This window comes from Rhizobacter koreensis (assembly GCF_013366375.1).
Lineage (GTDB): Bacteria > Pseudomonadota > Gammaproteobacteria > Burkholderiales > Burkholderiaceae_C > Schlegelella_A > Schlegelella_A koreensis.
This window is the reverse complement of record NZ_JABWMJ010000002.1, coordinates 534030-560051: the sequence shown is the minus strand read 5'-3', so window position 1 is coordinate 560051 and position 26022 is coordinate 534030. Positions and strand designations below refer to the sequence as shown.

The following is a 26022-nucleotide window of genomic DNA, read 5'->3' as shown; positions in this document are numbered from 1 at the left end:
CGTCCGCCGCTAGTCGGCGCTCGCATGGCGATGCGGCCGGCGCGCAGCCGTGGCGCTTCGGCGCTTCCGGTGTCGACCGGGAGCCCGTCCTCCGCGGCGGCGCCCCAGCGGCGACGGGCTCTCAGCCGGCGCCGGTTCTTGTCGCCTCGAGGTCGGCGATCAGCCCGTGGCGCAGCGCGCCGGCGGCGGGCTGCAGGTCGTCGATGCCGAGCCGGCGCACCAGCGTGTGGAGGATCGACAGGCACCCCGCGATCACCTGGCGGCGCTCGTCGGTGAGGCCCGGCAGGTCGAGCCGGTCGACGTGCCCGGCGACGAGGCAGCGCTCGATCAGCGCCTCGAGCGCGTCGGGACCGACCGCGCCCCGGCCGAGGCCGGTCACCCGCAGCACCCTGGCGATCGCCGAGACGGTGCCCGACGAGCCGAGCGCCTCGGCCCAGTCGGCGCGCGCGAAGCGCCCGATCGCCGGCTCGAACAGCGCGGCGGCCGCGCGCTCGGCAGCGCCAAAGGCGGCGGCGTCGAGCCGGCCGTCGGCGAAGTGCTGCATCGAGAGGCTGACGCTGCCGATCGGGAACGACTCGGCGTCGATCACCTCGCGATCGCAGCCGACGATCAGCTCGGTCGAGCGCCCGCCGACGTCGACCACCAGGCGCCGCGCCGGCGACGGCTGCAGGCGCGCGACGCCGGCATAGATGAGGTGCGCTTCGTCGCGTCCCCCGATCACCTCGACGGGAAAGCCCAGCGCGGCCTCGGCGCGCGCCAGGAAGGCCGCGCGGTTGCGCGCCTCGCGCAGCGTCTGCGTCGCCACGGCGCGCACCTGCTGCGGCGCGAAGCCGGCGAGGCGCTCGCCGAAGCGTTCGAGGCAGGCGAGGCCGCGTGCCGCCGCCCCGGCCTCGAGCAGTCCGTCGGCGCCGAGTCCGCCGCCGAGCCGGACGGTCTCCTTCATCGCGTCGACGCAGCGATAGCGGCCGCCCTGCCACTCGCCGATCTCGAGCCAGAAGCTGTTCGAGCCGATGTCGACCGCCGCCAGATGGCCTGCGCCCGACGGTACGAGCACGGCCGGCAGGCTGCGCAGGGTGGTGGCGGCGAGCGGCTTCACGGCCGCATTGTCGGCGAGCCCCGCATCGCCCCCTCGGGGGCTGGCGCAGGCGCCGTGCGTTCCTTCCTAGAATGCAGCCCGCCGACCCGACGAGCAACGATGCGCGACGAACTTCATCCTGCCGAGCGCATCGCCGATGCTCCCGTGCGGCCTGCCTGAGTTGCGCGCGGGCATCGCCGGCGGCGTCGCGCGGTCATGACGCTCGCCTACATCGTCGCCGCGACCGTGCTCGGCGGCCTGCTGTCGGTGCTGATCGCCGCCAGCGTGACCCTCACCGTCCTGAGCCGCGTGGTCCAGCACCTGGTGAGCCTCTCGACCGGCGTGCTGCTCGCCACCGCGCTGCTCGATGTGCTGCCGGAGGCGTTCTCGAGCGGCGCCAGCCCGCACCGGCTGTTCGCCGCGCTGCTCGGCGGGCTGCTGTTCTTCTTCCTGCTGGAGAAGGCCGAGCTCTACCGCCACGGCCACCACCACGAGGGCGACCCACACCACCATCACCACGGCTTCGACGCCCAGCAGGCCGGGCGCGGCGGCTGGAGCGTGATCATGGGCGACAGCATCCACAACTTCTGCGACGGCATCATCATCGCCGCCGCCTTCCTGGCCGACACCCGGCTCGGCGTGGCGACGTCGCTGGCGATCATCGCCCACGAGATCCCGCAGGAAGTGGGCGACTACATCGTGCTGCTGAACGCCGGCTTCTCGCGCGGCAAGGCGCTGTTCTACAACGCGCTGTCAGGGCTCGCCGCGGTCGCGGGCGGCGTGCTCGGCTACGCGCTCGTCGGCCCGTGGGAGGCCGCGTTCCCATACCTGCTGGTGGTCGCGGCGAGCAGCTTCATCTACGTCGCGGTCGCCGACCTCATCCCGCAATTGCAGCACCGGCTCGCCCTCAGCGCGACGCTGGCGCAGCTGGCCTGGCTGGGCGCGGGGCTCCTGATCGTGGTCGCGGCGGGACACCTGCACTGACCCGGCGGCCGCACCGGCCGCGCATCCGCGCGCCATGCGGCCGCGCCAACAGCTACTGGCGGATCACCAGCACCGGCACCTTGGCGTGCGCGAGCACGTCCTGCGTCTCGCTGCCGAGCAGCAGCGCCGAGAAGCCGCTGCGGCCGTGCGAGCCCATCACCAGCAAGTCGCAGCCGTTCTCGGCGGCGTATTCGACGATCGCCTCCCACGGGTGCACGGCGTCGACCGTGGCACCCTGGCACGGCACGCCGGCGTCGCGGCACGCGGCCTCGACGGCCTGCACGTGGCGCATCGCGTTGCTTTCCTGCATGTCGAAGAACGCCTGCGGCGGCGTCGGCTGCAGCTCGGCGAGCGCGCCGTAGGGAAACGGCTCCTTGACCGAGATCGTGTGGATCTCGGCCCCCAGCGTCTTGGCCAGACCGATCGCGGTCTCGGTGGCCCTGCGGATCACGTCGGATCCGTCGGTCGGAACGAGGATTCGCTTGAACATGGCAGGTCTCCGTGGTTGGCAGGTGCCGCCCGCGGCGGCTCGGGTCAATCTACCCGACGCGCCAGAGGTGCGGAATGCAGACCGCACCCGATGCGGGCGAGAGGACCGGTCCTAGCCGCGTGCGACCGGTCGCTGCGGGTCGCTCGACCACTCGCTCCACGAGCCGGGGTAGAGCATCGAACCGGCGAGGCCCGCGTGCTCCATCGCGAGCAGGTTGTGGCAGGCGGTCACGCCCGATCCGCACTGGTGGACCACCGCCTCCGGGCCCTGCCCGCCGAGCAGCGGCTCGAACTCGGCGCGCAACTGCGCCGACGTCTTCCAGCGCCCGCTGGCGTCGAGGTTGTCTTTCCAGAAGCGGTTCAGCGCGCCGGGGATGTGGCCGGCGACGGCGTCGAGCGGCTCGACATCGCCGCGGAAGCGCTCGGCGGCGCGCGCATCGATCACCCGGAGACGCCCGAGCCCCGCGGCGAGCCGCTCGGCATCAATCACCGGGGGAATGGCCCGCTCGTCGCCGCCCGCGGCGGACGCCTGGGTCGGCACGGCCGTCGAGGCCGGCGTTGCGGCGCCGGCGTCGGCCGCGACCACCTCGCCGCCGGCCTCGCTCCAGGCGCGCAGGCCGCCGTCGAGCACCGCCACCTCGCAGTGACCGGCCCAGCGCAGCAGCCACCACACGCGCGCCGCGTAGACGTCGCCGTTGCGGTCGAGCGCGACCACCTGCACACCCGGCGCGACGCCGATGCGGCCGAGCAGCGCGCGGAAGGCGGCGCGTTCGGGCAGCGGATGGCGGCCGTTGGTGCCGGTCTTGACGCCCGAGAGATCGCGGTCGAGGTCGAGGTGGATCGACCCGGGCAGATGCGCGCTGCGCCACTCGCGCGCGCCCCAGGCGGTGTCGGCGAGGTCGAAGCTGGCGTCGACGACGACCCGCGGCGCGCCGCTCGCGCGCAGCGCCTGCAGTTCGTCGGCGCGGATCAACGTGGTGTACGAGCTCATGCGGTGTTCACGGGGTCGGAGGCGGGGACGACGGCGCGTCGGACGCGCAGCAACGAGGCGAACACGCCGGCGGCGACGATCAGCAGCATGCCCGCGATCGCCGTGGCGGTCACCGGGTCGTCGAACAGCCAGACGCCGTAGCCGAACGAGAAGGCGATCGCGAGGTACTGCAAGCTCGCGTTGACGAGCGCCCGACCGGTGCTGTAGGCGCGCGTCATCAGCAGCTGGCCGGCGGTCGCGAGCACGCCGTTGCCGATCAGCAGCGCGAAGCCGCGCAGGTCGAGCGGGTGAAAGCCGCCGCTCGCGGCAAGCAGCACGAGGCCGACCAGGGCGCCTCCGAGCGAGAAGTAGAAGACCGTCCGGTACTCGGGCTCGCCCGCGCGGCCGAGCGCGCCGACCTGCAGATAGGCGGCTGCCGCGACGACGCCCGACATCAGTCCGACCAATCCGTGCCAGAGCTGCTGCTGTTCGATGGTCGGGCGCAGCACCAGCGCCACGCCCGCGAAGCCGAGCAGCACCGCGACGACGAGGCGGGGATCGACGCGCGCCGAGCCGAGCAGTGCGGCGCCACCGAGCATGAAGACGGCGATCCACACCGACGACATGTAGTTGAGCGTCACCGCGGTCGCGAGCGGCAGATGGGCGAGCGCGTAGAACCAGAAGCACATGCCCGCGACGCCCGCGATGCTGCGCCAGAAGTGCATGCCGGCAACCCGCGTCTTCAGCGAGCCGCCGTGCAGGCGCGCCGCGCCGGCCATCAGCACGACGCCGAGGAGGCCGCGGTAGAACACGATCTCGCCGGTGCCGTAGTCGCTCGAGGCCAGCTTGACGCAGACGCCCATGCTCGCGAAGAGCAGCGACGCCAGCACCAGCAGGAGCGGCGGCGAGCGCGTCCAGGCGCGCCAGTCGAGCGCGCGCGCCCCGGCCACGTCAGACGTCGCGGCGCTGGCGCGCGGCGGCACTCAGCCGAGGACGCGCCGGTACCACTCGTGGAAGTGCTGCATGCCGTCTTCCATCGGGCTCTGGTACGGGCCGACCTCGTTGTCGCCGCGCTCGAAGAGGGCGCGCCGGCCGGCGTCCATGCGCAGGGCGATCTCGTCGTCCTCGACGCAGGTCTCCCAGTAGGCCGCGCGCTGCGCCTCGACGAACTCGCGCTCGAACGCGGCGATCTCCTCGGGGTAGAAGAACTCGACCACGTTGAGCGTCTTGCGCGGGCCGCGCGGATGCAGCGTCGAGACCACCAGCACGTGGGGATACCACTCGACCATCACGCCGGGGTAGTAGGTGAGCCAGATCGCGCCGTGCTTGGGCACGTCGCCGTTGCGGTAGGCGAGCACCGCGTCGTGCCACTTGCGATACGCGGGCGAGCCCGGCTTGGCGAGCTCGTTCTTCGGTCCGACCGTTTGCACCGAGTGGTTGGCGCCGAACTCCCAGCGCAGATCCTCGCAGGTCACGAACTGGCCGAGGCCGGGGTGGAACGGCGCGACGTGGTAGTCCTCGAGGTAGACCTCGATGAACGTCTTCCAGTTGTAGTCGCACTCGTGGACCTGCACGTGGTCGAAAACGTAGCCGTCGAAGTCGAGGTCGGCCATCGCGCCGAGCCGGCCGAGGTCGGTCGCGACGTGGCGGCTGCCGACGGGCGCTTCGAACACCAGCCCGTTCCAGGTCTGGATCGGGTAGTTGTTGAGGTTGAGGCAGGGGTCGTCGGCGAAGTGCGGGGCGCCGATCAGCTCGCCGTGCAGGTCGTAGGTCCAGCGGTGCAGCGGGCACACGATGTTCGAGCGCGTGTTGCCGCGCCCGCGCAGCATCACCGCCTGGCGGTGCCGGCAGACGTTCGAGATGAGCTCGAGCCCGCTGGGCGTGCGCACCAGCGCGCGCCCCTCGCCTTCCTGCGGCAACGCGTGGTAGTCGCCGACCTCGGGCACCGACAGCTCGTGACCGATGTAGCGCGGGCGGCTCCTGAACAGACGCTCCACCTCCCGCTCGTGCAGCGCCTCGTCGAAATAGGCACTGACCGGCAGCTGCGAATGGCTTCGCTCGAGGGCTTCTCGGGTGACGCGCAGATCCGACATGGTCGCGGTGTCTTTCGTAAAACGTTGCAAAACCGCGCAGACCGCGCGGCTGCTGCCGCACCATCGCGGGCCTCGTGCGACGCGCTGGCGCTGCGGGGAGATGGCGGGCGGCGGATTGTATCCGGGGGGTCCCGGGCCCCCGCCGCGGTGTGCTAGGAAGTCCGACGGGCCGTGCGTGTAAGCCGGAAATGGCTCGACGGGCCTGCCGCAAGCCCCCGCAGATGGGGTCCGACCCGCTGACTACAATCGCGGTTTTCGATCGTGATGGCCCAAACCTCTTCAAACGCCCTGGCGGACGCTTCGCCTGCGACCGCCGCGGGCGGCGCCGCCACGATGCCCACCAGCTACGAGGACGCGCTGGCCGAACTCGAGGCGCTGGTCGCCGCCATGGAGGGCGGCCAGCTCGCGCTCGACGGGCTGCTCGCGAGCTATCGCCGCGGTGCCGAGCTGCTCAACTTCTGCCGGGCCCGCCTGGTCGCTGTCGAACAGCAGGTCAAGCTGGTCGAGGACGGTCAGCTCAAGCCGTGGCCGAATCCATGAACTCCGAACGTTTCGATGCCTGGGCCGCGGGCGAGATCGACGCCGTCGAGTCGGCGCTCGACGCCTGGGTGCCGGCCGAGTCGCCGGCCGGGCTCGGCGAGGCGATGCGCTATGGCGTGCTCGACGGCGGCAAGCGCCTGCGTCCGCTGCTCGCGCTCGCCGCGGCGCAGTGCGTCGGCGGCGCTCACGATGCGGCGCTGCGTGCCGCCTGCGCGGTCGAGCTGATCCACGCCTACTCGCTGGTCCACGACGACCTGCCGTGCATGGACAACGACGTCCTGCGGCGCGGCAAGCCCACCGTGCACGTCAAGTTCGGCGAGGCGCAGGCCATGCTTGCCGGCGACGCGATGCAGGCGCTGGCCTTCGAGATCCTCACGCCCGAAGCGGGCGTCGAACCGGCGCTGCAGGCGCGCCTGTGCGGCCTGCTCGCGCGCGCCGCCGGGCATGCCGGCATGGCCGGCGGGCAGGCGATCGACCTGGCGTCGATCGGCGTCTCGCTCGACGAGCGCCAGCTGCGCGACATGCATCACAGGAAGACCGGTGCGCTGCTGCAGGCGAGCGTCCTCATGGGCGCGGCCTGCGGCGACGCGACGCCGCAGCAGTGGGCCGCGCTGTCGGAATACGGCGACGCGATCGGCCTCGCGTTCCAGGTGGTCGACGACATCCTCGACGTCACCCAGGCCTCGGCGACGCTCGGCAAGACGGCCGGCAAGGACGAGAACAACAACAAGCCGACCTACGTGAGCGTGCTCGGTCTCGACGCCGCCAAGCGCCACGCCTGCGAGCTGCGCGACACCGCGCAGGCGGCGCTCGCGCGCAGCGGCCTCGCGGACGCGAGCTGCCTGCAGATCCTTGCCGATCGCGTGGTCGAGCGCGACTCATGACGCCGATGAAGCACGCGTTGCTGGAAAAGATCGCGAGCCCGGCCGACCTGCGCCGGCTCTCGCGCGCCGAGCTCAAGCAGCTCGCCGTCGAGCTGCGCGACTTCATCGTGCAGAGCGTCGCGCAGACCGGCGGCCACCTGTCGTCGAACCTCGGCACGGTCGAGCTGACGATCGCGCTGCACACGGTGTTCAACACGCCGCACGACCGCCTGGTGTGGGATGTCGGCCATCAGACCTATCCGCACAAGGTGCTGACCGGGCGGCGCACCCGCATGCCGACGCTGCGTCAGCTCGGCGGCATCTCGGGCTTTCCGCGCCGCGAGGAAAGCGAGTACGACACCTTCGGCACCGCGCACTCGTCGACCTCGATCTCGGCGGCGCTCGGCATGGCGGTCGGCGCGCGCCAGAAGGGCGAGCCGCGCAAGGCGGTCGCGATCATCGGCGACGGCGCGATGACCGCCGGCATGGCCTTCGAGGCACTCAACAACGCCGGCGTCTCGCAGGCCGACATGCTGGTCGTGCTGAACGACAACGACATGTCGATCTCGCCGCCGGTCGGCGCGCTCAACCGCCACCTCGCGCGGCTGATGAGCGGCAAGTTCTACGCGGCCGCGCGCGACACTGCCAAGACGGTGCTGAAGAACGCGCCGCCGCTGTTCGAACTGGCGCGCCGGCTCGAGGAGCACGCCAAGGGCATGGTCGTGCCGGGCACCATCTTCGAGGAGTTCGGCTTCAACTACGTCGGGCCGATCGACGGTCACGACCTCGACTCGCTGATCCCCACGCTCGAGAACCTGCGCGCGATGCGCGGCCCGCAGTTCCTGCACGTGGTCACCAAGAAGGGCTACGGCTACAAGCTCGCCGAGGCCGACCCGGTGCTCTATCACGGGCCCGGCAAGTTCAACCCGGCCGAGGGCCTGGTCGCACCGAAGACGCCGCCCAAGGTCACCTTCACGCAGGTGTTCGGCGAGTGGCTGTGCGACATGGCCGCGAAGGACGAGCGCCTCGTCGGCATTACGCCGGCGATGCGCGAGGGCTCGGGCCTGGTGGAATTCGAACGGCGTTTCCCGCGCCGCTACCACGACGTCGGCATCGCCGAGCAGCACGCGGTCACGTTCGCCGCGGGACTGGCGTGCGAGGGCCTGAAGCCCGTCGTCGCGATCTACTCGACGTTCCTGCAGCGCGCCTACGACCAGCTGATCCACGACGTCGCGATCCAGAACCTGCCGGTCGTCTTCGCGCTCGACCGCGGCGGCCTCGTCGGCGCCGACGGCCCGACGCACGCCGGCGCCTACGACCTCGCGTTCCTGCGCTGCATTCCGAACGTCGCGGTGCTCGCGCCGGCCGACGAGAACGAGACCCGGCAAGCGCTCTACACGGCGTTCATGCACGACGGGCCGGCGGCGGTGCGCTACCCGCGCGGCAGCGGCGTCGGCGTCGCGGTGTCCGCCGAGATGACGGCGATCCCGTTCGGCACCGGCGAGCGGCGTCGCGAGATCGCGCGTCCGGCCGGGCAGGGCGGTCCGCGCATCGCGATCCTCGCGTTCGGCACGCTGCTCTACCCGGCGCTCGCCGCCGCCGACAAGCTCGATGCGACCGTTGCCAACATGCGCTTCGTCAAGCCGCTCGACACCGCGCTCGTTGCCGAGCTCGCGCGCACGCACGACGCGCTCGTGACGATCGAGGAAGGCTGCGTGATGGGCGGCGCCGGCAGCGCGGTGCTGGAGGCGCTCGCCGCCGCCGGCATCGAGATCCCGGTGCTCACCCTTGGCATCCCCGACGTGTTCGTCGAGCATGGCGACCCGGCGCGCCTGCTCGCGCAGATCGGGCTCGACGCCGCCGGCATCGAGCAGTCGATCCGGCGCCGCTTCGGCGTGCCCGCGGCGCCGGTGCTGGTGCGCTCGGCCGCGGGGCCCTGAGCGGGGCGGCCGCAAAGCCCCAGCCGCGCGCGACCGGGGCGATACTGGCAAGCTGACCGGCGGCGCGCAGCCGCAGTGGGTGCGGTGGGCGCGCCCGCGAAGACCCGAGAGCTCGATGACCAACCTGATCGACGTGCTGCACATCCCCGATACCCAGGGCTCGCTCGACGTGCGCAGCCTGCCGATCCAGCGCGTCGGCATTCGCGGCATCCGCTACCCGCTGCTGCTCCAGGTGGCCGGTGCCGAGCAGCCGACGGTCGCCAGCTGGGACCTCGACGTCGCCTTGCCCGCCGAGCAGAAGGGCACGCACATGTCGCGCTTCGTGGCCTGGCTCGAGTCGCTCGACGACGCGCTCGACCCGGCCTCGCTGCGCGACGGCCTGGCCCGCATGCTGACGCTGCTCGATGCCGCCGAAGGCCGCGTCGAGGCGCGCTTCCCGTTCTTCATCAGGAAGCGCGCGCCGGTCTCGGGCGTCGCCGGGCTGCTCGAGTACCAGGGCAAGCTGGTCGGCGAGACGCGCGGCGGCACGACCCACATCTGGGCCGAGGTAGTGGTGCCGGTGAAATCGCTCTGCCCGTGCTCGAAGGAGATCTCCGACTACGGCGCGCACAACCAGCGCTCGCACGTGACGATCGCCGTCGAGCTGCTCGAGGACATCGGCTGGACCGAACTCGTCCGCTTCGCCGAGGACTCGGCGTCGAGCGAGCTGTGGTCGCTGCTCAAGCGCACCGACGAGAAGTGGGTCACCGAGCACGCCTACGAGAACCCCAAGTTCGTCGAGGACCTGGTGCGCGACGTCGCCCTGCGCCTCAACGGCGACGCACGGATCGGCGCCTACGTCGTGGACGTCGAGAACTTCGAGTCGATCCACGCGCACAGCGCAGCGGCGCGGATCGAGCGGCGCTGAGGCTGCGCGAGGCGCAGCAGGCAGGCACCGCGTCACCTGTTCAGCGGGAGCGGGCAGCGCTGGCGCGGCCTGTGTCACGCTTGACGGCGCGCCCTCCGACGCGCTCGACCGCAACAGCTCCCGCCGCGGGGAAGCGGGCGCTGCGATGCCGATCTTTCGCGTGCAACCGCGTTGATCGACGGCACCGGCGCCGGCCCGTTGCGCGTGGACCCCGGCGCCGGCGCCTGCTCAGCGGCCGATCGTGGAGCTCTGCGCCGCAGCGACCGTCTCGTCGGCCTCCGGCCGCAGCAGCACGCCGGCAGCGACGTTGGCCTCGACCGCTTGCCGCACGGCAGCCACGTACGCGGCGTTGGTCGGGTAGAGCGTCGCGAGCGTCGCCGGATCGAACGGCTGGTGCGACCCGAACAGCGTGCAGAAGCCCGAGCCCGAGTTGACGCCGGTGTTGGTCGCGGTCGGCACCGCGATCTCCGCGAGGCGGATGCCGCCGAGCGCGTTGCCGCGCGCGTCGCGCACCGCGGTCGACGGCGTCGTCGCGTTGCCGAAGGACGCGATCTGGATGCGCGGCGCGACCGGCGGCGGCGTGCCGTCCTCGATCCAGCGTGCCAGATGGTCGTAAGCCGGCATCAGCACGTGGCCGACCGGAACGTGACTGAGCGCGGGCAGCGCGCACGCGGTGCTCGCCTGCGGCAGCGAGTCGCGGATCAGCATCGGCGTGCGCACCGCGCCGCTCTGGAAGCTGACGTGCGAGGCGCCGGCGACCTCCCAGGTCCGCAGGCGGTCGCTGTCGTCCTGGCGCGCGAGCGCTTCGCGCAGCAGCAGCACGTCGTTCTCGGTGTTGATCTTCATCACCTTGACGTCGACGTCGGTGCGCAGCGTGCCGCCCAGGCCGAGGAACAGGTAGTAGCCGTCGAACAGCTGGTGCAGTGGCTCGATCGAGTTGTAGTAGGTGACGAGGCGGCCTTCCGACTGCGAGACGCCGCTCGCGATCAGCATGCGGCCGCTCCTGGGCAGGTTGCCGAGAGGGTCGACGCCGGTCGGCCGGCCGACCGCCTTCGCGCCTTGCGCGAACACGTCGTACGACAGCGCGTCGTTGACGATCGTCCCGCCCGCGGTCACGTCGAGCGAGCCGTAGCGCACCGGGCTCCACGAGACGAGGCCGGTGCCGGCCTGGTGCACGCCGACGCGCTGCGCCGAGATGCCGACGTACGCGTAACCCTCGCGCATGAAGAACGCGGCCGAGCTCTGCCACAGCGCATCGAGGTTGTAGCCGCTGGTCACGTTAACCCACTCAACGATCACCCAGCCGTTGAAGCGGCTCGCCTCGGTCGGCCGGCGCACGATCATGCGCGACTTGTAGCGGTGCCCGCTGGTCGCCACGCTGCCGGTCGCGAGGCTCGGTGTCTGGTAGGTGTTGGCCGTGCCTTCGAAGAAGTACTCCTCCTCGACGTAGCCCTTGGACGCGAGGTCGAACTGCGTGGCCAGCTGCGGGTAGTTGTGCGAGGGGTCGCCCGGCGTCACGGTCACCGGGATGGGCCCCGTCACGGTCGCGTCGGCGACGCTGCTGGTGGCGGTCAGGCGCGGCACGTAGTCCGAGCGGTCGTCGTCATCGCCGCCTCCGCCGCAAGCGGTGACGAGCGAGCAGGCGAGCGCGATCAGCCACGCCGGGCCGCGCCATGAGGGCAAGCCATTCATCGAAGGGTCTCCTGTCGTTGCCGCGTCTGTGCGCGGTGAGTGATGCCGCAGCGCGCCGCGCGCTGCGTGCGCGGCCTGCGGCAAGGCGCATGCCGGTCGCGACGACAGAGGTGCCTTGGGGTCGGTCGAGCGGTCAGCCGAGCCCGCAGGAGCCCGCCTCCACGACGGCGTCCGGCGTCGACCAGCCGGTGGGCGGACCCGTCAGCCCTGCAGGCCGGCGTTGACCACCGGCGTCGCGTCGTGGTCCGAGCAGAGCACGACGAGCAGGTTGCTCACCATCGCCGCGCGCCGCTCGCCGTCGAGCTCGATCACGCCGCGCTCCGCCAGGCCGTTCAGCGCGAGCTCGACCATCCCGACCGCGCCGGCGACGATCTTGGCGCGCGCCGCGATGACGGCTTCGGCCTGCTGGCGGCGCAGCATGGTGCCCGCGATCTCGGGCGCGTAGGCGAGGTGGGTGAGCTTGGCGTCGACGACGACGATGCCGGCCTGGTCGAAGCGCTGCTGCAGCTCGCGGCCGAGCGCGATCGAGACCTCCTCGGTGCCCGAGCGCAGCGTCACCTCGGCCTTGTCGGTCGTGCCGAGGTCGTCGAAGTTGTCGTAGGCGTAGCTGAGCGCGAGATGGCGCAGCCCCGACTCGGTCTGGGTGAGCACGTAGCCTTCGTAGTTCTCGACGTCGAAGCTCGCGCGGGCGGTGTCGTCGACGCGCCAGACCACGGTGGCGGCGATCTCGATCGGGTTGCCGCGCAAGTCGTTGACCTTGAGCTTCTCGCTGTTGAAGTTGCGCGCGCGCACCGAGATCTTGGTCTTCGCGTAGAACGGGTTGGCCCAGCGCAGGCCTTCGGAGCGGTCGGTGCCGCGATAGCTGCCGAAGAACATCAGCAGCGCGGCCTGGTTCGGCTGCAGCATGTAGAGGCCGAGGAAGCACCATGCGGCCACGAGCACGGCAAGGACCAGCGTCGCCAGTCCGGCGAGTCCGCCGGCGCGCGACATCGTGAAGAGCACGCATGCCAGCAGCGCGAGCACCCCGATGCCGAGGTACACGAAGCCGTTGCCGGACGTGATGGTGCGCTCGCGCGTCTCCTGGTTCGCCATGCGTCGTTCTCCTGATCAGGCAGCTTCGTCGAGCGTGATGCCGAGCACGCGGGCATCGCCGCGGCCCTGGCGCACCAGCGTCGGCAGCTCGCTCGTGAGGTCGATCACCGTCGTCGGTTCCATCGGGCAGGCGCCGGCGTCGACGATCGCCTGCACCGACCTCTCGAGCCGCTGGCGGATCTCGGCGGGGTCGTTGAGCGCCTCGCCGTCGCCGGGCAGCATCAGCGTGGTCGCGAGCAGCGGTTCGCCGAGCAGCTCGAGCAGGCACTGCGTGACCTTGTGGTCGGGCACGCGCAGGCCGATGGTGCGGCGCGACGGGTGCGAGACGCGGCGCGGCACCTCCTTGGTCGCCTCGAGGATGAACGTGAACGGGCCGGGCGTCGCGAGCTTGAGCAGCCGGTACTGGCGGTTGTCGACTCGCGCGTAGCTCGCGAGCTCGCTGAGGTCGCGGCAGAGCAGCGTGAGGTGATGCTTGTCGTCGATCGCGCGGATCCGGCGCAGGTTCTCGGCGGCCGCCTTGTCGTCGAGGTGACAGACCAGGGCGTAGCTCGAATCGGTGGGGATCGCCGCGATGCCGCCGCCGTGGAGGATCTGCACCGCCTGCTTGAGCAGACGCAACTGCGGGTTGTCGGGGTGGACCTCGAAGTACTGAGCCATCGGCTCATTGTGGGCGAGCGGCGTGCCCGTGGGCAGCCGGCGATCCCCTGTCCACCGGCGCGCGCCGGCGCTCAGCTCGGCCGGTGGATGCGGTGCGCGAGCGCTTCCCACACCGGCGTCAGCTGCGCCGGCAGCGGCGGCAACGTGCCCAGGTCGGTATGGCTCTCGGTCGGGCTGTGGAAGTCGCTGCCGCGCGAGGCGAGCAGGTCGAACTCGCGCGCGGTCTCGGCGTAGCGGCGCGCCTCGGCGGCGGTGTGGCTGCCGGTCACGACCTCGACCGCGCGCCCGCCGTGCGCCTTGAACTCGCTGAACAGCGCGTACTCCTCGTTCGGCGTGAACTTGTAGCGCGCCGGATGCGCGATGACGGCGATGCCGCCGGCGTCGGTGATCCACGTCACCGCGTCGCGCAGCGTCGCCCAGCGGTGCGGCACGAAGCCCGGCTTGCCTTCGACGAGGAAGCGGTTGAAGACATCCTGCGTGCTGTCGCAGACCCCGGTGTCGACCAGGAAGCGCGCGAAGTGGGTGCGCGAGATCAGTTCGGGGTTGCCGACGTACTGCAGCGCGCCCTCGAAGCTGTCCTTGATGCCGACCTGCTCGAGGCCGGCGGCCATTTCCAGCGCGCGCTCGCGGCGGCCGCCGCGCGTGCGCCGCAGGCCGGCGGCGAGCTCGGCGTCGTCGGCATCAAAACCGAGCCCGACGATGTGCACCGTGACGCCCGCGAACGAGACCGAGATCTCGCAGCCGGTGAGATACGACAGACCGAGCGCGAGGGCGGCGTCGCGCGCCCGATACTGGCCGCCGATCTCGTCGTGGTCGGTCAGCGCCCACAGCTCGACGCCATTCCGACTGGCGCGCTCGGCGAGCGCTTCCGGCTCGAGCGTGCCGTCCGACACCACCGAATGGCAGTGCAGGTCGGCGTTCAGTGCGGCAGCGGCATTCACGCCGCCGATTGTAGGGAGCGGGTCTTCTCCCCACGCGCGTGGACCCAGGCGGCGCAGGCGCTGCCAGATCTTGCCGAGTCGCTGTCCTTTGGCCTGCATGGCGTCGTTCCCTGGAGCCGTCAACGCGTCAGAACGCCGCCTCGACGACCATCTGCACGCGCTCGACGCCGTTGTAGCTGTCGACCGTCAGGCGATAGGCGACGCGCACGCGTTCCCCGATCGGCTCGCAGCGCCCGAACCAGATCGCCTCGCGCAGCGTGCCGTCGACGCGCAGCGTGAGCTTGAGGTGCTTCTCGGCGACGAGGCGCTGCGCGACGACGTCCGCCTCGGCGCTGAAGAGCGGTCCTTCGAACGCCTGGCCCCAGACCTGATCGTCGAGGCGGCGGATCGTCTCGGCGTTGAAGTGCTCGACCCCAAGAGGGCCGTCGCTGAGCAGGGTGCGCGTCAGCGCCGCGGGCGCGAGCCACTCGCGCGCGACCTCGCGCAGCGCCGCCTCGAACGTCGCGAAGCCGTCGGCGGCGACCGTGCAGCCGGCGGCCATCGCATGCCCGCCGAAGCGCTTGAGCAGCTCCGGGTGGCGCTTGCTGACGAGGTCGAGCGCGTCGCGCAGGTGAAAGCCGGCGATCGAGCGGCCCGAGCCCTTGAGAAGCCCGTCCTTGCCGCGCGCGAACACGAAGGTCGGCCGATGCAGCCGTTCCTTCACGCGCGACGCGACGATGCCGACCACGCCCTCGTGGAACGAGTCGTCGAAGATCGCGACCGCCGGCGGCGTCGCGCCCGCTTCGAGCGCGGCGCCGGCCTGGCGTGCCACCGCTTCCGCGAGGTGCAGCTCGGCCTGCGCGTTCATGCCGCCCTCGATCGAGCGGCGTTCGCGGTTGATGCCGTCGAGCAGGACCGCGAGCTCGTCGGCGCGTGCCGGGTCGTCGGTCAGCAGGCACTCGATGCCGAGCGTCATGTCCGCGAGGCGTCCCGCCGCGTTGACGCGCGGGCCGAGCGCGAAGCCGAGGTCGAACGCGCACGCGCGTGCCGGGTCGCGCCCCGCGACGCGGAACAGTGCCGCGACGCCCGGCTGCATGCGCCCGGCGCGGATGCGCTTGAGGCCTTGCGCGACGAGTCGCCGGTTGTTGACGTCGAGCTTGACGACATCGGCGACGGTGCCGAGCGCGACCAGGTCGAGCAGCGTGTCGAGGCGAGGCTGCGGCGGTGCGCCGTCGCCGGCCCCGAACACGCCGCGCCGGCGCAGCTCGGCGCGCAGCGCGAGCAGCACGTAGAACGCGACACCGACGCCGGCGAGGCTCTTGCTCTCGAAAGCGCAGGCCGGCTGGTTCGGGTTGACGATCACGTCGGCGTCCGGCAGTACGACGCGGCCGTCGACCAGCGCCGGCAGGTGGTGGTCGGTCACCACGACGGCGAGGCCGTGCCGGCGCGCGTGGGCGACCCCGTCGAGGCTGGCGATGCCGTTGTCGACCGTCATCAGCAGGTCGGGGCGCTGCTCGCGCGCGAGGTCGACGATCGCCGGCGTGAGACCGTAGCCGTGCACCGCGCGGTCGGGCACCACGTAGCCGAGCGTGCCGGGCGCGGCGCCGAGCAGCGCGAGGCCACGCAGCGCCACGGTGCAGGCGGTCGCGCCGTCGCAGTCGTAGTCGGCGATCACGCAGATGCGGCGCCGCTCGGCGATCGCATCGGCGAGCAGGCGCGCCGCGGCGTCGGTGCCGCGCAGCGTCGGCGGCGCGAGCAGGCGCTCGAGCGCGGGGTCGAGCTCGTCGGGGCTGCGCACGCCGCGCCCGGCGAACAGGCGCGCCAACAGCGGGTGCACGCCGGCCTGCTCGAGCGCCCAGACGACGCGCGGCGGCGCGTCACGGCGCACGATCTGCGGGGTGGCCGGGCTCATCGGTGCGTCCTCACAGCGCAAGCAGGCGTTGCTGCACCGGCTCGCCGCGCTGCCAGCGCGCGGCGACGCGGCCGAGCCACGAGCGGGGCGCGCGCTCGAGGCGCTGCCAGGCGCGCTCGCCGCAGAGGGTGAGCGCGACGTGTTCGCCGCGGCTCGCCGCATCCGCGAGCGAGCCGACCGTACCGGCATCGAGCGCGCGCCACGCCGCGGCCCAGCCGCGCCAGTCGCCCGCGAGCATCGGCGTGCGCAGCGAGCTGTCGACGACGACGTCGAGCGCCGGCGTCGGTTGCGCACGGCCACAGCCGCTCAGCCAGAACGAGTTCACCGGCAGCGTGCCGCGCCCTTCGCGCGCCTCGTTGACGGGGTGCGAATAGAGCAGCATCTGGCACTCGCTCTGCAGGCGCTGCACGGTGCGCGAGAGCCTGCGCGCGGCGTCGGGCAGTTCTCCCTGGCTGCGCAACCAGTGGTCGACGCTGCGGCCGATCGCGCGGTCGATCGACGCGGTCGGATAGCCGTCCAACCCGTCGGCCGCGACGTACCAGCGCCCGGCGGCGCCCCAGGTCGGCGCGAGGCCCTCGCTCGCGAACAGCTCGCGCACGGCGTCGAAGAGCGCGCGCGACTCGTCCGCGTTCAGGGCGAGCGCCGACGGGTCGACCAGCGTCACGGTATCGCGGCCGACGTGCCAGTGCACCGGCGTGAGAAGGCCCCAGGCCGCGGTGCCGACGTCGATGCCGTCGGCGGCGGCCGCGTGCGCTGCGAACGGCAGCGCGCCGTCGGCGCCGCGCCAGCCGCGCAGCCCCGCCAGCGCGCGTTCGTGCGGCGGCGAAAGGGTGTATTCGTCGGCGCGGTCCTCGCTCGCGGGCGCGAGCTCGCGCAGCAGGCGGGCGAGGTTCGGCAGCTCGGCCTCGCGCAGCACGTGCTCGGCGGCTTCGGCGACGGCCGAGGCGAACGGTATCAGCAGGTGCATCGCGCAATTATCCGGCCGGCCCTTTCCCGCATGGCGGCGCGACCCCTCGGGTAGCATCGCCGCCGCATGAGAGCCCCCTACGAGATCGAGATCGGCTGGCGCTACACGCGGGCCGGTCGGGCGGGGCGCCGCAACCGCTTCATCTCGTTCATCTCGGGGGTGTCGATGCTCGGCATCGCCCTCGGCGTCGCCGCGCTGATCATCGTGCTGTCGGTGATGAACGGCTTCCAGAAGGAAGTGCGCGACCGCATGCTGTCGGTGATTCCGCACGTCGAGATCTTCGACGCCACGGGCGCCGCGCTCCCCGACTGGCGCGCGACCGCCGCGGGCGCGCGCCGCAAACCGCAGGTGGTCGGCGTCGCTCCGTTCATCAACGCGCAAGCCCTCATCGCGCGCGGCGACGAGACCCGCGGCGTCGTCGTGCGCGGCATCTCGCCGGCCGACGAGGCGAGCGTCACCGAGCTCGCCGCGCGCCTGCAGGGCACGGCGCTCGCGCGGCTGGTCCCGGGCGAATGGGGCATCGTGCTCGGCGTCGAGCTCGCGCGCTCGCTCGGCGTGCGCAACGGCGACAAGGTGACGCTGGTGCTGCCCGGCGGCCAGGTCACGCCCGCGGGCATGGTGCCGCGCGTGCGCGCCATGACGGTGGTCGGCGTGTTCGACGCCGGCCACTACGAGTACGACAACGGGCTGGCGATGGTGCACGTCGACGACGCGGCGAAGCTGTTCCGCGTCGAGGGTCCGACGGGCGTGCAGCTGCGCCTGAAGGACCTCAACCAGGCGCCGCTGGTCGCCGCCGAGCTGCAGCGCGACGCGTCGCCCGGGCTCGTGGTGCGCGACTGGACCCGCACCAACCGCAACTGGTTCTCGGCCGTGCAGGTCGAAAAGCGCCTGATGTCGATCATCCTGACGCTGATCGTCGCGGTCGCCGCGTTCAACCTGGTGTCGATGCTGGTGATGACGGTGACCGACAAGCAGTCCGACATCGCCATCCTGCGCACGCTCGGCGCGAGCCCGCGCTCGGTGATGGCGATCTTCATCGTGCAGGGCGCGATGGCCGGCATCATCGGCACGCTCTCGGGCGTCGGCCTCGGTCTGCTGGTCGCCTACAACATCGACGTCATCGTGCCGGCGATCGAGCGCCTGCTCGGCATGACGTTCCTGCCGAGCAGCGTGTACCTGATCGACCGCATGCCGAGCGATCCGCAGCAGGGCGACATCGTGCCGATCGTCGTGACCTCGCTGGTGCTGTCGCTGCTCGCGACGCTCTACCCGAGCTGGCGCGCGAGCCGGGTGCAGCCGGCCGAGGCGCTGCGCTATGAGTGAGCGCAGGGCTGCCGTGGCGCAGGCGCGGGCGACGGAGCGCGTGCCCACGGGCGAGGGGGCCGGCGCGTCCGCGGCCGTGCCGGCCGGTCCCGTGATCGACGCGCGCGGCGTCCACAAGCGCTTCACCGAAGGCACCGGCAGCTCGCGCCTCGACGTCCACGTGCTGCGCGGCGTCGACCTGCAGGTGCAGCCTGGCGAGACGCTCGCCATCGTCGGCGCGTCGGGCTCCGGCAAGAGCACGCTGCTGCATGTGCTCGGCGGCCTCGATGCGCCGAGCGCCGGCCAGGTGCTGCTCGCCGGGCGCGACTTCGCGCGCATGGGCGCGGCCGCGCAGGGCGAGTGGCGCAACCGCCAGCTCGGCTTCGTCTACCAGTTCCACCACCTGCTGCCGGAGTTCACCGCGCTCGACAACGTCGCGATGCCGCTGCGCATCCGCCGCGTCGATCGCGCCGAGGCCGAGGCGCGCGCGGCGGCGACGTTGCAGCAGGTCGGACTCGGCGAGCGCACGCGGCACCGGCCTTCGCAGCTCTCGGGCGGCGAGCGCCAGCGCGTCGCGATCGCGCGCGCGCTCGTCGGCGAGCCGGCGTGCGTGCTCGCGGACGAGCCCACCGGCAACCTCGACCGCGAGACCGCGGCCGGCGTGTTCGCGCTGCTGCTCGAGCTGGCGGCGAGCCGTCGCATGGCGATCGTCGTCGTGACCCACGACGAGAGCCTGGCCGAACGCTGCGGGCGGGCGCGCCGGCTGGTGAGCGGTCAGCTTGGCTGACGCGGGTCGGCGGCCGCGCAAGGCTGGCCGCGCCGCTCCTTCAGTCGGCCGTATCGACCGGCGCGGGAACGCGCCCGAAACGTTCCGCCGACCGCGCCCTGGCGCGCTCGGCTTCGACCACGCGGTCGCGCGGCGGCGCGTTGGTCACCAGCGAGGCGATCAGGGTGCGTGCCGCGGCGGCGACGTCCTCGACGGCCCGATCGAACGCCGCCGCGTTCTGGCGCGACGGCACGTTGAAGCCGCTCAGCTTGCGGACGAACTGCAGCGACGCGTCGCGGATCTCGAGCTCGGTCGCCGGCGGGTCGAAGTTGAACAGCGTCCGGATGTTCCTGCACATGCCAAACCCCTCGTCGGTCACCCGAGGCACTTCCCGCGAAGCTGCGGAAGCTAGCTGCCCAGGTAGCGGTTGATCGCGTCGGCCGCCGACTGCGTGAGGTCGCCGAACTGCAGGCCGATCTTGAAGCCGCTCTCGCGGCTGCTGAAGATGCTGTGCACCACCACCGCGTCGATCTCGACCGCGATCGCGCCGCGCGGCTGCGCCGGCGACGCGATCCCGATCGTGCAGCGCGAGCCCGCCGGCGGGTTGATCGCCGCCACCACGCCCATGCCGCCGACGCTGAGATCGAGCGTGCGGACGACGACGGGCGTCGCACCCGACAGACGCAGGGCCGCATTGGCGCGCAGCGTGCGGCGCTCCTGCTTGCGACGCTCGGAAGCGGCAGGGGTGAGGTTCGGGATTTCCATCGGGCGCGGGGAGTCACGTGAGCCGCGAAGGCTCAGGGCGAATGCGGAGGTCGGATGCGGGAAGGCCGGTGCCGGCGGCGATTGCGGAAGCAGCAGGGCACGGCGCCGGCCGGCGGAAGTGGCGGATGGTAAAGGCTCACGGAAACGCGCGCGCGGCTCGGCATCGAGCAAGGCGCGATCGGTGCGACCGCTTGCACGGCCGCGGCGTTCCGGATGCCGGCAATGGCGCGAGGTACGCGGTTTGCCGCGCCGGTCGTGCCGCGCTCGTGCGGCGCCTTCCGCATGGCAACGATGACCGCCTTCAGGCCGCGCACGCTCCGCGTCGACGGTGCCGACGTGGCGTGTCTCCATCTGGCCGCGGCGGCACCGCGCGCATCGGTGCTGTGGGTGTTCGGCTCGGGCGGCGGCTTCCACGGTCCGGCCGGCGGGCTCTACGACCGGCTCGGCGCTGCGCTCGCGCCCGACGGCGTGACGTCGCTCCAGGTCGCGTACCGGCGCCCCGGCGAGCTCGGCCCGTGCGTCGCCGACGTGCTGGGCGGCGTTGCCGCGCTCGTGCAGGAGGTGCCGGGGCCGCTCGCGCTGGTCGGCCACTCGTTCGGCGGCGCGGTGGTCATTCGCGCCGCCGTCGCGAGCCCGTGGGTGACCGCGGTCGCGGCGCTCTCGAGTCAGGCGTACGGAACCGAGCGGGTCGGTGCGATCGCGCCGCGCCCGATCTTCCTTCTGCATGGCACCGACGACGAGGTCCTGCCCGCCGCGTGCTCGCAGGACATCCATTCGCGCGCCGGCGAGCCGAAGCTGCTGCTGCAACCGCGCTGCCGCCACGGCCTCGACGAATGCCGCGACGAGCTCGACCGCGAACTCGGCGCGTGGCTGCGGGGGGAGCTGCTGGGCGCGTAGTGCCGTTCAGGCCAGCAGGTCGACCGTGCGCGCGCTCACCGCGCCGCCTTCGATCACGAGCTCGCCAGCCGACACGGGAAGCTTGAAGCGCCGGGGCCCGGCGCTACCCGGGTTCACGTGGAGCACGCCGTCGCGCTCGCGCACCGCGGCGCGATGCGAGTGGCCGGCCACGACGACGCGCGGCGGCGCGCCCGCGTCGTGCACGAAGTCGGCGAGGTCGTGCACGACGTGGATGCGCACGCCGTCGACCACGAGCTCCGCATGCTCGGGGATCGCCGCCGCCCAATCGGCGCGGTCGTTGTTGCCGCGCACGACGGTGAGCGGCGCGATGGCGGCGAGCGTGTCGAGGATCGCGGGCCCGCCGATGTCGCCGGCATGCACGATGCGGTCGCTGCCGCGCAGCCAGGCGAGCGCTTCGGGGCGCAGCAGCCCGTGCGTGTCGGAGACGAGCCCGATCCGCATCGCCGTCGGCCGGTCAGGGGCGGTACGGCGAACGGGAGCCCTCGCAGCCGTTGCCCTGGAAGGTCCAGCCGACGACCCTGGCGTCGACGAGCTCGAAGCGGGTCATGCAATTGAGCTGGACGGTCATCGCCGATGGTCCGGGGCTCGGATCGTGCGTTCCGGGCAGGTAGAACGAGCGTCGGCTTTCATACGTCACGAAGCGACTCCCCGCCGAGTCGGTGGTCGCGCTCGGCGGCCCCCAGAAACGCACCAGCTCGGCTTCGCTCGCGCCGCTCCAGCTGCGCAGGAACCCTTCGTAGGGCGGGGCCGACGCGCAGGCGCTGAGCGCGGCCACGAGGATGGCGATCGGGACGAGGCGGGTCATGGCAGGCGTGAGCGGTTCTAGGCGCGTGATCATGGCACCGCAACCCGCCGCATGCCTCACGCCTGACGGCGGGTCGCGAGCGGTCGCGCACGTCGTCCGTCGCCGCCCCGGCGCGGCGGATAGCGCAGCCACGCCGCGAGCACCGCGATCCCGAAGGTCGTATAGGCGAGCACGAACACCCACTCCGGCGCGTCGTGGAAGAGCACGCGGCCGAGCCAGTGCTCGATGAAGCCGCCCGCGTAGCCGGCGCGACCCGCGGCGCTGCGCAGCGCGTTCTCGAGCGTCGTCAGCGGGCAGGCGATGCCGAGCCACGACTCGGCGACGACGATGCCGATCGCCGCGAGGTGCGCGGCCCGGAAGCGCCAGCCGTTGACCCAGCGCCAGCCGAGCGCGTTGCCGGCCCACACGAGCGGAAGCCCGGCGACGACGAACGCGGCGACCGCGACGTGCAGCACCAGCACCGCATCGGCAAGTGCACCGAGCACGGCGGGCGTCGCGATCGCGCTCACTCCCAGACGTTGGCGCCGTCCGCGAAGTCGTCGCGCTGCGGCTTGACGACGCAAAAGCGCTGGCCGGTCGGCGCCTCCATCACCCACCACGTCTTCACCTGCGCAACGCGGCGTGCGCCGAGCGCCTCGAGGCGCCGCACCTCGGCCTCGACATCGTCGGTCTCGATGTCGACGTGAACGCGGCTCGGGTGCTCGACCGCCTGCACCAGCACGTCGGGTTGCGACGCCGGGGTGTCGAGCCGGCGGTAGCGGCTGCCGTCGGGGTCGTCGTGCGGGTCGACGCGCCAGCCGAGCGCGCGCGACCAGAAGCCGGCGGCGGCGTCGACATCGGAGGTCTGGCAGTCGATCACGACGGCAGCGAGTCGGCTTCGGTGCATGGCGGCTCCTGGTGCGGGCGCCGGCGTGCGTTCAGCCGGCAGCGGCGACGTGCCGACCGGCCAGCACCCAGAGCGCCGCGAGCACCACGTTGCTGGCCGCGAATGCGGTCAGCCGGTGCAGCACGCGGTTGTACGTGAGATGGATTGCGCTGTGAACGACCCTGAGCCCGACGTAGGTCCACGCCAGGGCGACGGCGGTGGCGGTCGCGCCGGCGGTCACGTAGAGCAGCAGCGCGACCACGTAGAACAGCACCGGCACCTCGAGCAGGTTCATCAGGTTGCGATTGGCGAGGCTCACGCGCGGCGGCACCGCCGCCGACTCGCCGTAGCGGAAGTCGTCGACGCCGATCTCGCGGCGCAGCCCGGCGCGCACCCGCGCGACCGGCACCAGCAGCAGCACCACCGCGGTCCACGCCGCGAGCGCGAACACCGGGTGCAGGATCGCGGCCTCGCGCACGACAGCGTTCAGGGTGCCAGCACCTCGTGCCACGGCTCGAACGTGTGGCGGCCGACCACGCCGTGCACGACGAAAGGGTCGCCGGCCGCGAACGCCTCGGCGGCCGCGCGGTTCACGAAGACGCCGAGCGCGCCGACCGGCGGGTCGCCGTAGGGGCCCGCCATCAGCAGCTCGCCGCGGGCGTGGAACTCCGCAAGACGAGCGACGTGGCCGGCCTGGTGCTCGGCCACGCGCGCGAGCCCGTCCGGGGCGATCTCGTAGAACATCAGGACCTTCACGCGTGCTCCCTTGCGTTGATGCTCGTCGTTCGCTGGCGCCTCAGGTGGCGCCGCGCACCAGCCCGACAACGATCGCCGCCCCCGCGGCGGCGACGAGCCAGATCGCGGTGCGCACCAGCAGCGCCCTGTCGAGGCCGCCGGCTTGCGTCGCCGGGCCGAAGCCGACGACGAAGGCGTGTGCCGGGACCGCGACCAGCAGGACCGTTCCGACGATGAGGTTGATGGTGTCGTCGCCGCCCGCACCGCCGATCAGCGGCCACAGCAGCGGCCAGGCGGTCCCCGAGAACAGGCCGGCGAGGGCGGCGGTGACGCGCGTCGGCGTGATCGTCATGGCAGCGCGTCGGGCGGGTTCGAGTCGCTCGGGATCGCGCGCCAGGTGTCGATGCAGTGCGCCGCGAGCGCGGTGACCCAGGTCGGGCAGTCGGGGTCGAAGGCGACGCCGAAGCGCGGGCTGACCACGAAGCCGCCGCGCGTGAATGCGCTCGGGTCGTTGGCGTGCACGAAGCCGTCGAGCGCGGCGAACGGGACGTCGTTGGCGCCGAAGTAGACGATCGGTGCGCGCATCGAGACCTCCTCGAGGCGCCCGTTGTCCTGGAAGCGGAACACGACGTTGCCGTAGTCGAGCTCGTCGAGGCCGACGCCGTTGCGCACCGCCTGCAGCGGCGCGCCACGCTCGGCCTCGACCTGCTCGCGCGTCGCGCTGAACGGCGTGCGGTCGACCTGGACGAAGGGCTCGAGTCTCATCAAACCGGGCTGGCCGTCAGCGCAGGAACGCGTCGTAACTCGTCTTCACGATCAGCGCCGCTACGACGACGACGAACACGATGCGCACGAACCCGGCGCCGTGCTTGAGCGCCAGGTGCGCGCCGAACAGGCTGCCGATGACGTTGGCGATCGCCATCGTGAGCCCGACCTGCCACCAGATGTGGCCCTTGATCGCGAATAGCGTGAGCGCCGCCAGGTTGGTGGCGACGTTCAGCACCTTCGCCGACGCCGCCGCGTTGAGGAAGTCGAAGCCGAGGAAGCGGACGAACAGGAAGATGAAGAAGCTGCCGGCGCCGGGCCCGAAGAAGCCGTCGTACCAGCCGACCGCCGCGCCGATCGCGCATGCGACGAGGGTCTGGGTGCGTCCCGAGTGCAGCGGCGCGTGCTCGTTGCCGAGCGTCTTGTTGACGAGCGTGTAGATCAGCACCGCGAGCAGGACCAAGGGCAGCAGGCGGCGCAGGAAGCCCGGGTCGATGGCGGTGACGAGCCAGGCGCCGGCGAAACTGCCGAGCAGGGCAGCGCCGGCGGCGGGCACCAGCGTGCGCCACGGCATCCGGACCCGGCGTGCGAAGCGCGCCGTCGCCATGGCGGTGCCCCAGACGCCCGCGCACTTGTTGGTGCCGAGCAGGGTCGCCGGGGGCGCGCTGGGGAAGGTGGCGAACAGCGCAGGGACCAAGATCAGCCCGCCGCCACCGACGATGGAGTCGATGAGCCCGGCGAACAGAGACGCGACCGTCGCGAACGCGAGCTCCAATGACATCGCGGCAAATGTAACACCCGGTCCGGGAGAACCCGGGGCCCGCGGGCGCTACAGCAGGAACGGGTTGGCCTGCCAGACGCTGTACGTGAGCGCCGAGGCGAAGGCGACCCAGGCGAGATACGGCACGAGCAGCAGCGCCGCCAGCCGGCTCGTGCGCCAGAACGCCGCCGTCGTGGCGACGATGAGCGCGGCGAGCACCAGCACCTCGAGGGTGGCCCAGGCACCCAGGTGCCAACGGAAGAACAGCCACGACCAGAGCGCGTTGGCGACGAGCTGTGCGGCGAACAGGCCGAGCCCGAGCGGCGTGCGCCGCGACGAGCGCCAGACCAGCCAGACCGCGACCGCCATCGCCACATAGAGCGTGGTCCACACGGGCCCGAAGACGCCCGACGGCGGCGCCCACGTCGGCTTGACGAGCCTGGCGTAGAACGACGGCGCGTCGACCGATGCGGCGGCGCCGAGCGCGGCGGTCGCGAACACGGCCAGCAGCCAGCCGACGAGGCCGAGGCCTTGCCGCGAACGCGAGGCGGGTGGATTCATGCGAAGCAGGAGGCGGGCGGCGGGCGCGTCGGTTGCGAGGTGGCGGAGCATACCGGCGTGGTCCTGACCGGCGCGTCGAGGCGGTCTCGGTGGGCGTCCGCGGCCACCCCCTCGCGACCCGCGTCAGCGTGGCGCGTTCGCCGCCGCGAGCGCCGCGCGGTACGCCTTCACCTGCGGGGCGATGGCGGCCCGGCGCGCCAGGCTCTCGGCGCTCCACACCGCGTCGGCCTCGTAGTACGCGGCGAACGACGGGACGCCGTCGGGGATCACGACCCAGGGCTGCCGGGACGCCGTGAAGATGTGGACGTCGGGCGGCAGCAAGTCGGGATCGTCGAGGGTGCCGATGCGAACGAACGCCGTCACCGGGCCCGAACCGGCGTAGTGGCTCCAGACCGCCACGCGACAGGTCGGGCAGCGCGCGATCCTCTGGCCGGCGCCGCTCTCCGAGGGCGTCTCGACGAGCTCCGGGCTGGCGGCGAGGCTGGTGACGCGGCTCGCCTCGATCATCCCGTTCAGCGCGAACGACGCACCGCTCTCGCGCTGGCACCAGCGGCAGTGACAGCAGTGGACGACGAGCGGCGCCGACTCCATCCGGTAGCGCACGGCCCGGCAACTGCAGCCGCCTTCGACGGGGTAGGGCATGGGGCGCGGCTCCGTTGCGTGGTCGACGCGGCCGATG

General features: G+C 72.4%; 32 protein-coding genes. 8 read left to right on the top strand and 24 right to left on the bottom strand.

Features of this window, described 5'->3' with window-relative positions; all coding sequences use genetic code 11:
- Nucleotides 1–121: 121 nt before the first annotated feature.
- Entirely contained in the window at nt 122–1096 is a 975-nt protein-coding gene (locus HQN59_RS06485; protein ID WP_176067229.1) for a Ppx/GppA phosphatase family protein, read from the bottom strand.
- Nucleotides 1097–1291: 195 nt separating this feature from the next.
- Between HQN59_RS06485 and HQN59_RS06480 the strand changes: the two genes are divergently transcribed.
- Nucleotides 1292–2059: a ZIP family metal transporter gene (locus HQN59_RS06480; protein WP_176067227.1), complete on the top strand. Its 768-nt coding sequence runs from the start codon at nt 1292–1294 to the stop codon at nt 2057–2059.
- A 52-nt stretch (nt 2060–2111) separates the two neighbouring features.
- Here the strand turns inward: HQN59_RS06480 and HQN59_RS06475 are convergent, their stop codons facing one another.
- The 4 genes from HQN59_RS06475 to HQN59_RS06460 all read right to left on the bottom strand — a co-directional run bounded on the left by HQN59_RS06475 (nt 2112) and on the right by HQN59_RS06460 (nt 5611).
- Complete coding sequence (locus tag HQN59_RS06475) at nt 2112–2549, bottom strand: universal stress protein (protein ID WP_176067225.1); 438 nt, start codon at nt 2547–2549, stop codon at nt 2112–2114.
- Between the two features lie 111 nt (nt 2550–2660).
- Nucleotides 2661–3539: a sulfurtransferase gene (locus HQN59_RS06470; protein ID WP_176067223.1), complete on the bottom strand. Its 879-nt coding sequence runs from the start codon at nt 3537–3539 to the stop codon at nt 2661–2663.
- Nucleotides 3536–4468 (bottom strand): DMT family transporter, encoded by a 933-nt coding sequence (locus HQN59_RS06465; protein ID WP_342451138.1) that lies wholly within the window; start codon nt 4466–4468, stop codon nt 3536–3538. Before HQN59_RS06465 ends, HQN59_RS06470 begins: the two co-directional genes overlap by 4 nt.
- Nucleotides 4469–4501: 33 nt before the next feature.
- Nucleotides 4502–5611, bottom strand: coding sequence for an aromatic ring-hydroxylating oxygenase subunit alpha (locus HQN59_RS06460; RefSeq protein ID WP_176067221.1), 1110 nt, complete (start codon nt 5609–5611; stop codon nt 4502–4504).
- Between the two features lie 333 nt (nt 5612–5944).
- Between HQN59_RS06460 and xseB the strand changes: the two genes are divergently transcribed.
- The 4 genes from xseB (at nt 5945) to folE2 (ending at nt 9861) form a co-directional block, all read left to right on the top strand.
- Nucleotides 5945–6151: an exodeoxyribonuclease VII small subunit gene (xseB, locus tag HQN59_RS06455; RefSeq protein ID WP_246294709.1), complete on the top strand. Its 207-nt coding sequence runs from the start codon at nt 5945–5947 to the stop codon at nt 6149–6151.
- Complete coding sequence (locus HQN59_RS06450) at nt 6148–7035, top strand: polyprenyl synthetase family protein (protein ID WP_176067219.1); 888 nt, start codon at nt 6148–6150, stop codon at nt 7033–7035. Before xseB ends, HQN59_RS06450 begins: the two co-directional genes overlap by 4 nt.
- The gene (gene dxs, locus HQN59_RS06445) at nt 7032–8954 is read left to right on the top strand and encodes a 1-deoxy-D-xylulose-5-phosphate synthase (RefSeq protein ID WP_176067217.1); all 1923 of its coding nucleotides are present in this window, start codon (nt 7032–7034) and stop codon (nt 8952–8954) included. Before HQN59_RS06450 ends, dxs begins: the two co-directional genes overlap by 4 nt.
- Before the next feature lie 115 nt (nt 8955–9069).
- Nucleotides 9070–9861: a GTP cyclohydrolase FolE2 gene (gene folE2, locus HQN59_RS06440; RefSeq protein ID WP_176067215.1), complete on the top strand. Its 792-nt coding sequence runs from the start codon at nt 9070–9072 to the stop codon at nt 9859–9861.
- Nucleotides 9862–10089: 228 nt separating this feature from the next.
- Here the strand turns inward: folE2 and HQN59_RS06435 are convergent, their stop codons facing one another.
- The 6 genes from HQN59_RS06435 to HQN59_RS06410 form a co-directional block, all read right to left on the bottom strand.
- Nucleotides 10090–11553 (bottom strand): alpha/beta hydrolase domain-containing protein, encoded by a 1464-nt coding sequence (locus tag HQN59_RS06435; RefSeq protein WP_176067214.1) that lies wholly within the window; start codon nt 11551–11553, stop codon nt 10090–10092.
- Nucleotides 11554–11754: 201 nt separating this feature from the next.
- The gene (locus HQN59_RS06430) at nt 11755–12645 is read right to left on the bottom strand and encodes an SPFH domain-containing protein (protein WP_176067212.1); all 891 of its coding nucleotides are present in this window, start codon (nt 12643–12645) and stop codon (nt 11755–11757) included.
- Nucleotides 12646–12660: 15 nt separating this feature from the next.
- The gene (locus HQN59_RS06425; RefSeq protein WP_176067211.1) at nt 12661–13302 is read right to left on the bottom strand and encodes an L-threonylcarbamoyladenylate synthase; all 642 of its coding nucleotides are present in this window, start codon (nt 13300–13302) and stop codon (nt 12661–12663) included.
- 71 nt (nt 13303–13373) lie between these two features.
- Nucleotides 13374–14342, bottom strand: a complete 969-nt coding sequence (locus HQN59_RS06420) for a 3',5'-nucleoside bisphosphate phosphatase (protein WP_176067209.1) — start codon at nt 14340–14342, stop codon at nt 13374–13376.
- A gap of 28 nt (nt 14343–14370) precedes the next feature.
- Complete coding sequence (gene recJ, locus HQN59_RS06415) at nt 14371–16134, bottom strand: single-stranded-DNA-specific exonuclease RecJ (RefSeq protein ID WP_176067207.1); 1764 nt, start codon at nt 16132–16134, stop codon at nt 14371–14373.
- 10 nt (nt 16135–16144) lie between these two features.
- The gene (locus tag HQN59_RS06410; protein WP_176067205.1) at nt 16145–17101 is read right to left on the bottom strand and encodes a hypothetical protein; all 957 of its coding nucleotides are present in this window, start codon (nt 17099–17101) and stop codon (nt 16145–16147) included.
- A 66-nt stretch (nt 17102–17167) separates the two neighbouring features.
- Between HQN59_RS06410 and HQN59_RS06405 the strand changes: the two genes are divergently transcribed.
- Together HQN59_RS06405 and HQN59_RS06400 are read left to right on the top strand one after the other, a co-directional pair.
- A complete protein-coding gene (locus HQN59_RS06405) occupies nt 17168–18424 on the top strand; it encodes a lipoprotein-releasing ABC transporter permease subunit (RefSeq protein ID WP_176067202.1) in 1257 nt (418 codons plus the stop codon).
- Nucleotides 18417–19190 (top strand): ABC transporter ATP-binding protein, encoded by a 774-nt coding sequence (locus HQN59_RS06400; protein WP_176067200.1) that lies wholly within the window; start codon nt 18417–18419, stop codon nt 19188–19190. The genes HQN59_RS06405 and HQN59_RS06400 overlap by 8 nt, the downstream gene beginning before the upstream one ends.
- Nucleotides 19191–19230: 40 nt before the next feature.
- Here HQN59_RS06400 and HQN59_RS06395 read toward each other — a convergent pair whose 3' ends face one another.
- Together HQN59_RS06395 and HQN59_RS06390 are read right to left on the bottom strand one after the other, a co-directional pair.
- Nucleotides 19231–19527 carry a DUF2277 domain-containing protein gene (locus HQN59_RS06395; protein ID WP_176067198.1) on the bottom strand — a complete coding sequence of 99 codons (297 nt, stop codon included), beginning with the start codon at nt 19525–19527 and terminating at the stop codon, nt 19231–19233.
- Between the two features lie 50 nt (nt 19528–19577).
- Complete coding sequence (locus tag HQN59_RS06390; protein WP_176067196.1) at nt 19578–19934, bottom strand: PilZ domain-containing protein; 357 nt, start codon at nt 19932–19934, stop codon at nt 19578–19580.
- 282 nt (nt 19935–20216) lie between these two features.
- On the opposite strand from HQN59_RS06390, the gene HQN59_RS06385 reads away from it, so the two are divergent.
- Complete coding sequence (locus HQN59_RS06385; protein ID WP_217703863.1) at nt 20217–20831, top strand: alpha/beta hydrolase; 615 nt, start codon at nt 20217–20219, stop codon at nt 20829–20831.
- Between the two features lie 6 nt (nt 20832–20837).
- Here HQN59_RS06385 and HQN59_RS06380 read toward each other — a convergent pair whose 3' ends face one another.
- The 11 genes from HQN59_RS06380 to HQN59_RS06330 all read right to left on the bottom strand — a co-directional run bounded on the left by HQN59_RS06380 (nt 20838) and on the right by HQN59_RS06330 (nt 25985).
- Nucleotides 20838–21293 carry a metallophosphoesterase family protein gene (locus HQN59_RS06380; RefSeq protein ID WP_176067192.1) on the bottom strand — a complete coding sequence of 152 codons (456 nt, stop codon included), beginning with the start codon at nt 21291–21293 and terminating at the stop codon, nt 20838–20840.
- Nucleotides 21294–21306: 13 nt separating this feature from the next.
- Nucleotides 21307–21657 carry a hypothetical protein gene (locus HQN59_RS06375; RefSeq protein WP_176067190.1) on the bottom strand — a complete coding sequence of 117 codons (351 nt, stop codon included), beginning with the start codon at nt 21655–21657 and terminating at the stop codon, nt 21307–21309.
- A gap of 56 nt (nt 21658–21713) precedes the next feature.
- A complete protein-coding gene (locus tag HQN59_RS06370; protein ID WP_342451137.1) occupies nt 21714–22166 on the bottom strand; it encodes a DUF2784 domain-containing protein in 453 nt (150 codons plus the stop codon).
- Nucleotides 22163–22543, bottom strand: coding sequence for a VOC family protein (locus HQN59_RS06365; protein ID WP_176067188.1), 381 nt, complete (start codon nt 22541–22543; stop codon nt 22163–22165). Before HQN59_RS06365 ends, HQN59_RS06370 begins: the two co-directional genes overlap by 4 nt.
- A 31-nt stretch (nt 22544–22574) precedes the next feature.
- The gene (locus tag HQN59_RS06360) at nt 22575–23033 is read right to left on the bottom strand and encodes an MAPEG family protein (protein WP_342451136.1); all 459 of its coding nucleotides are present in this window, start codon (nt 23031–23033) and stop codon (nt 22575–22577) included.
- Nucleotides 23009–23278, bottom strand: coding sequence for a YciI family protein (locus tag HQN59_RS06355; protein WP_176067186.1), 270 nt, complete (start codon nt 23276–23278; stop codon nt 23009–23011). The genes HQN59_RS06360 and HQN59_RS06355 overlap by 25 nt, the downstream gene beginning before the upstream one ends.
- 40 nt (nt 23279–23318) lie before the next feature.
- Nucleotides 23319–23609: a hypothetical protein gene (locus HQN59_RS06350; RefSeq protein WP_176067184.1), complete on the bottom strand. Its 291-nt coding sequence runs from the start codon at nt 23607–23609 to the stop codon at nt 23319–23321.
- Nucleotides 23606–24022: a hypothetical protein gene (locus HQN59_RS06345; protein ID WP_176067182.1), complete on the bottom strand. Its 417-nt coding sequence runs from the start codon at nt 24020–24022 to the stop codon at nt 23606–23608. Before HQN59_RS06345 ends, HQN59_RS06350 begins: the two co-directional genes overlap by 4 nt.
- A 16-nt stretch (nt 24023–24038) precedes the next feature.
- Complete coding sequence (locus HQN59_RS06340; protein WP_425342693.1) at nt 24039–24797, bottom strand: TSUP family transporter; 759 nt, start codon at nt 24795–24797, stop codon at nt 24039–24041.
- A 54-nt stretch (nt 24798–24851) separates the two neighbouring features.
- Entirely contained in the window at nt 24852–25343 is a 492-nt protein-coding gene (locus HQN59_RS06335) for a TspO/MBR family protein (RefSeq protein ID WP_176067179.1), read from the bottom strand.
- 123 nt (nt 25344–25466) lie between these two features.
- Complete coding sequence (locus tag HQN59_RS06330) at nt 25467–25985, bottom strand: GFA family protein (protein WP_176067177.1); 519 nt, start codon at nt 25983–25985, stop codon at nt 25467–25469.
- Nucleotides 25986–26022 lie beyond the last annotated feature (37 nt).

Excerpts from the sequence above, each read along its gene's own strand:
- HQN59_RS06480 (WP_176067227.1), top strand. The coding sequence starts at position 1,292 with ATGACGCTCGCCTACATCGTCGCCGCGACCGTGCTCGGCGGCCTGCTG.
- HQN59_RS06475 (WP_176067225.1), bottom strand. The coding sequence starts at position 2,549 with ATGTTCAAGCGAATCCTCGTTCCGACCGACGGATCCGACGTGATCCGC.
- HQN59_RS06470 (WP_176067223.1), bottom strand. The coding sequence starts at position 3,539 with ATGAGCTCGTACACCACGTTGATCCGCGCCGACGAACTGCAGGCGCTG.
- HQN59_RS06460 (WP_176067221.1), bottom strand. The coding sequence starts at position 5,611 with ATGTCGGATCTGCGCGTCACCCGAGAAGCCCTCGAGCGAAGCCATTCG.
- xseB (WP_246294709.1), top strand. The coding sequence starts at position 5,945 with ATGCCCACCAGCTACGAGGACGCGCTGGCCGAACTCGAGGCGCTGGTC.
- HQN59_RS06450 (WP_176067219.1), top strand. The coding sequence starts at position 6,148 with ATGAACTCCGAACGTTTCGATGCCTGGGCCGCGGGCGAGATCGACGCC.
- dxs (WP_176067217.1), top strand. The coding sequence starts at position 7,032 with ATGACGCCGATGAAGCACGCGTTGCTGGAAAAGATCGCGAGCCCGGCC.
- folE2 (WP_176067215.1), top strand. The coding sequence starts at position 9,070 with ATGACCAACCTGATCGACGTGCTGCACATCCCCGATACCCAGGGCTCG.
- HQN59_RS06435 (WP_176067214.1), bottom strand. The coding sequence starts at position 11,553 with ATGAATGGCTTGCCCTCATGGCGCGGCCCGGCGTGGCTGATCGCGCTC.
- HQN59_RS06430 (WP_176067212.1), bottom strand. The coding sequence starts at position 12,645 with ATGGCGAACCAGGAGACGCGCGAGCGCACCATCACGTCCGGCAACGGC.
- HQN59_RS06425 (WP_176067211.1), bottom strand. The coding sequence starts at position 13,302 with ATGGCTCAGTACTTCGAGGTCCACCCCGACAACCCGCAGTTGCGTCTG.
- HQN59_RS06420 (WP_176067209.1), bottom strand. The coding sequence starts at position 14,342 with ATGCAGGCCAAAGGACAGCGACTCGGCAAGATCTGGCAGCGCCTGCGC.
- recJ (WP_176067207.1), bottom strand. The coding sequence starts at position 16,134 with ATGAGCCCGGCCACCCCGCAGATCGTGCGCCGTGACGCGCCGCCGCGC.
- HQN59_RS06410 (WP_176067205.1), bottom strand. The coding sequence starts at position 17,101 with ATGCACCTGCTGATACCGTTCGCCTCGGCCGTCGCCGAAGCCGCCGAG.
- HQN59_RS06405 (WP_176067202.1), top strand. The coding sequence starts at position 17,168 with ATGAGAGCCCCCTACGAGATCGAGATCGGCTGGCGCTACACGCGGGCC.
- HQN59_RS06400 (WP_176067200.1), top strand. The coding sequence starts at position 18,417 with ATGAGTGAGCGCAGGGCTGCCGTGGCGCAGGCGCGGGCGACGGAGCGC.
- HQN59_RS06395 (WP_176067198.1), bottom strand. The coding sequence starts at position 19,527 with ATGTGCAGGAACATCCGGACGCTGTTCAACTTCGACCCGCCGGCGACC.
- HQN59_RS06390 (WP_176067196.1), bottom strand. The coding sequence starts at position 19,934 with ATGGAAATCCCGAACCTCACCCCTGCCGCTTCCGAGCGTCGCAAGCAG.
- HQN59_RS06385 (WP_217703863.1), top strand. The coding sequence starts at position 20,217 with ATGGCAACGATGACCGCCTTCAGGCCGCGCACGCTCCGCGTCGACGGT.
- HQN59_RS06380 (WP_176067192.1), bottom strand. The coding sequence starts at position 21,293 with ATGCGGATCGGGCTCGTCTCCGACACGCACGGGCTGCTGCGCCCCGAA.
- HQN59_RS06375 (WP_176067190.1), bottom strand. The coding sequence starts at position 21,657 with ATGACCCGCCTCGTCCCGATCGCCATCCTCGTGGCCGCGCTCAGCGCC.
- HQN59_RS06365 (WP_176067188.1), bottom strand. The coding sequence starts at position 22,543 with ATGCACCGAAGCCGACTCGCTGCCGTCGTGATCGACTGCCAGACCTCC.
- HQN59_RS06350 (WP_176067184.1), bottom strand. The coding sequence starts at position 23,609 with ATGACGATCACGCCGACGCGCGTCACCGCCGCCCTCGCCGGCCTGTTC.
- HQN59_RS06345 (WP_176067182.1), bottom strand. The coding sequence starts at position 24,022 with ATGAGACTCGAGCCCTTCGTCCAGGTCGACCGCACGCCGTTCAGCGCG.
- HQN59_RS06335 (WP_176067179.1), bottom strand. The coding sequence starts at position 25,343 with ATGAATCCACCCGCCTCGCGTTCGCGGCAAGGCCTCGGCCTCGTCGGC.
- HQN59_RS06330 (WP_176067177.1), bottom strand. The coding sequence starts at position 25,985 with ATGCCCTACCCCGTCGAAGGCGGCTGCAGTTGCCGGGCCGTGCGCTAC.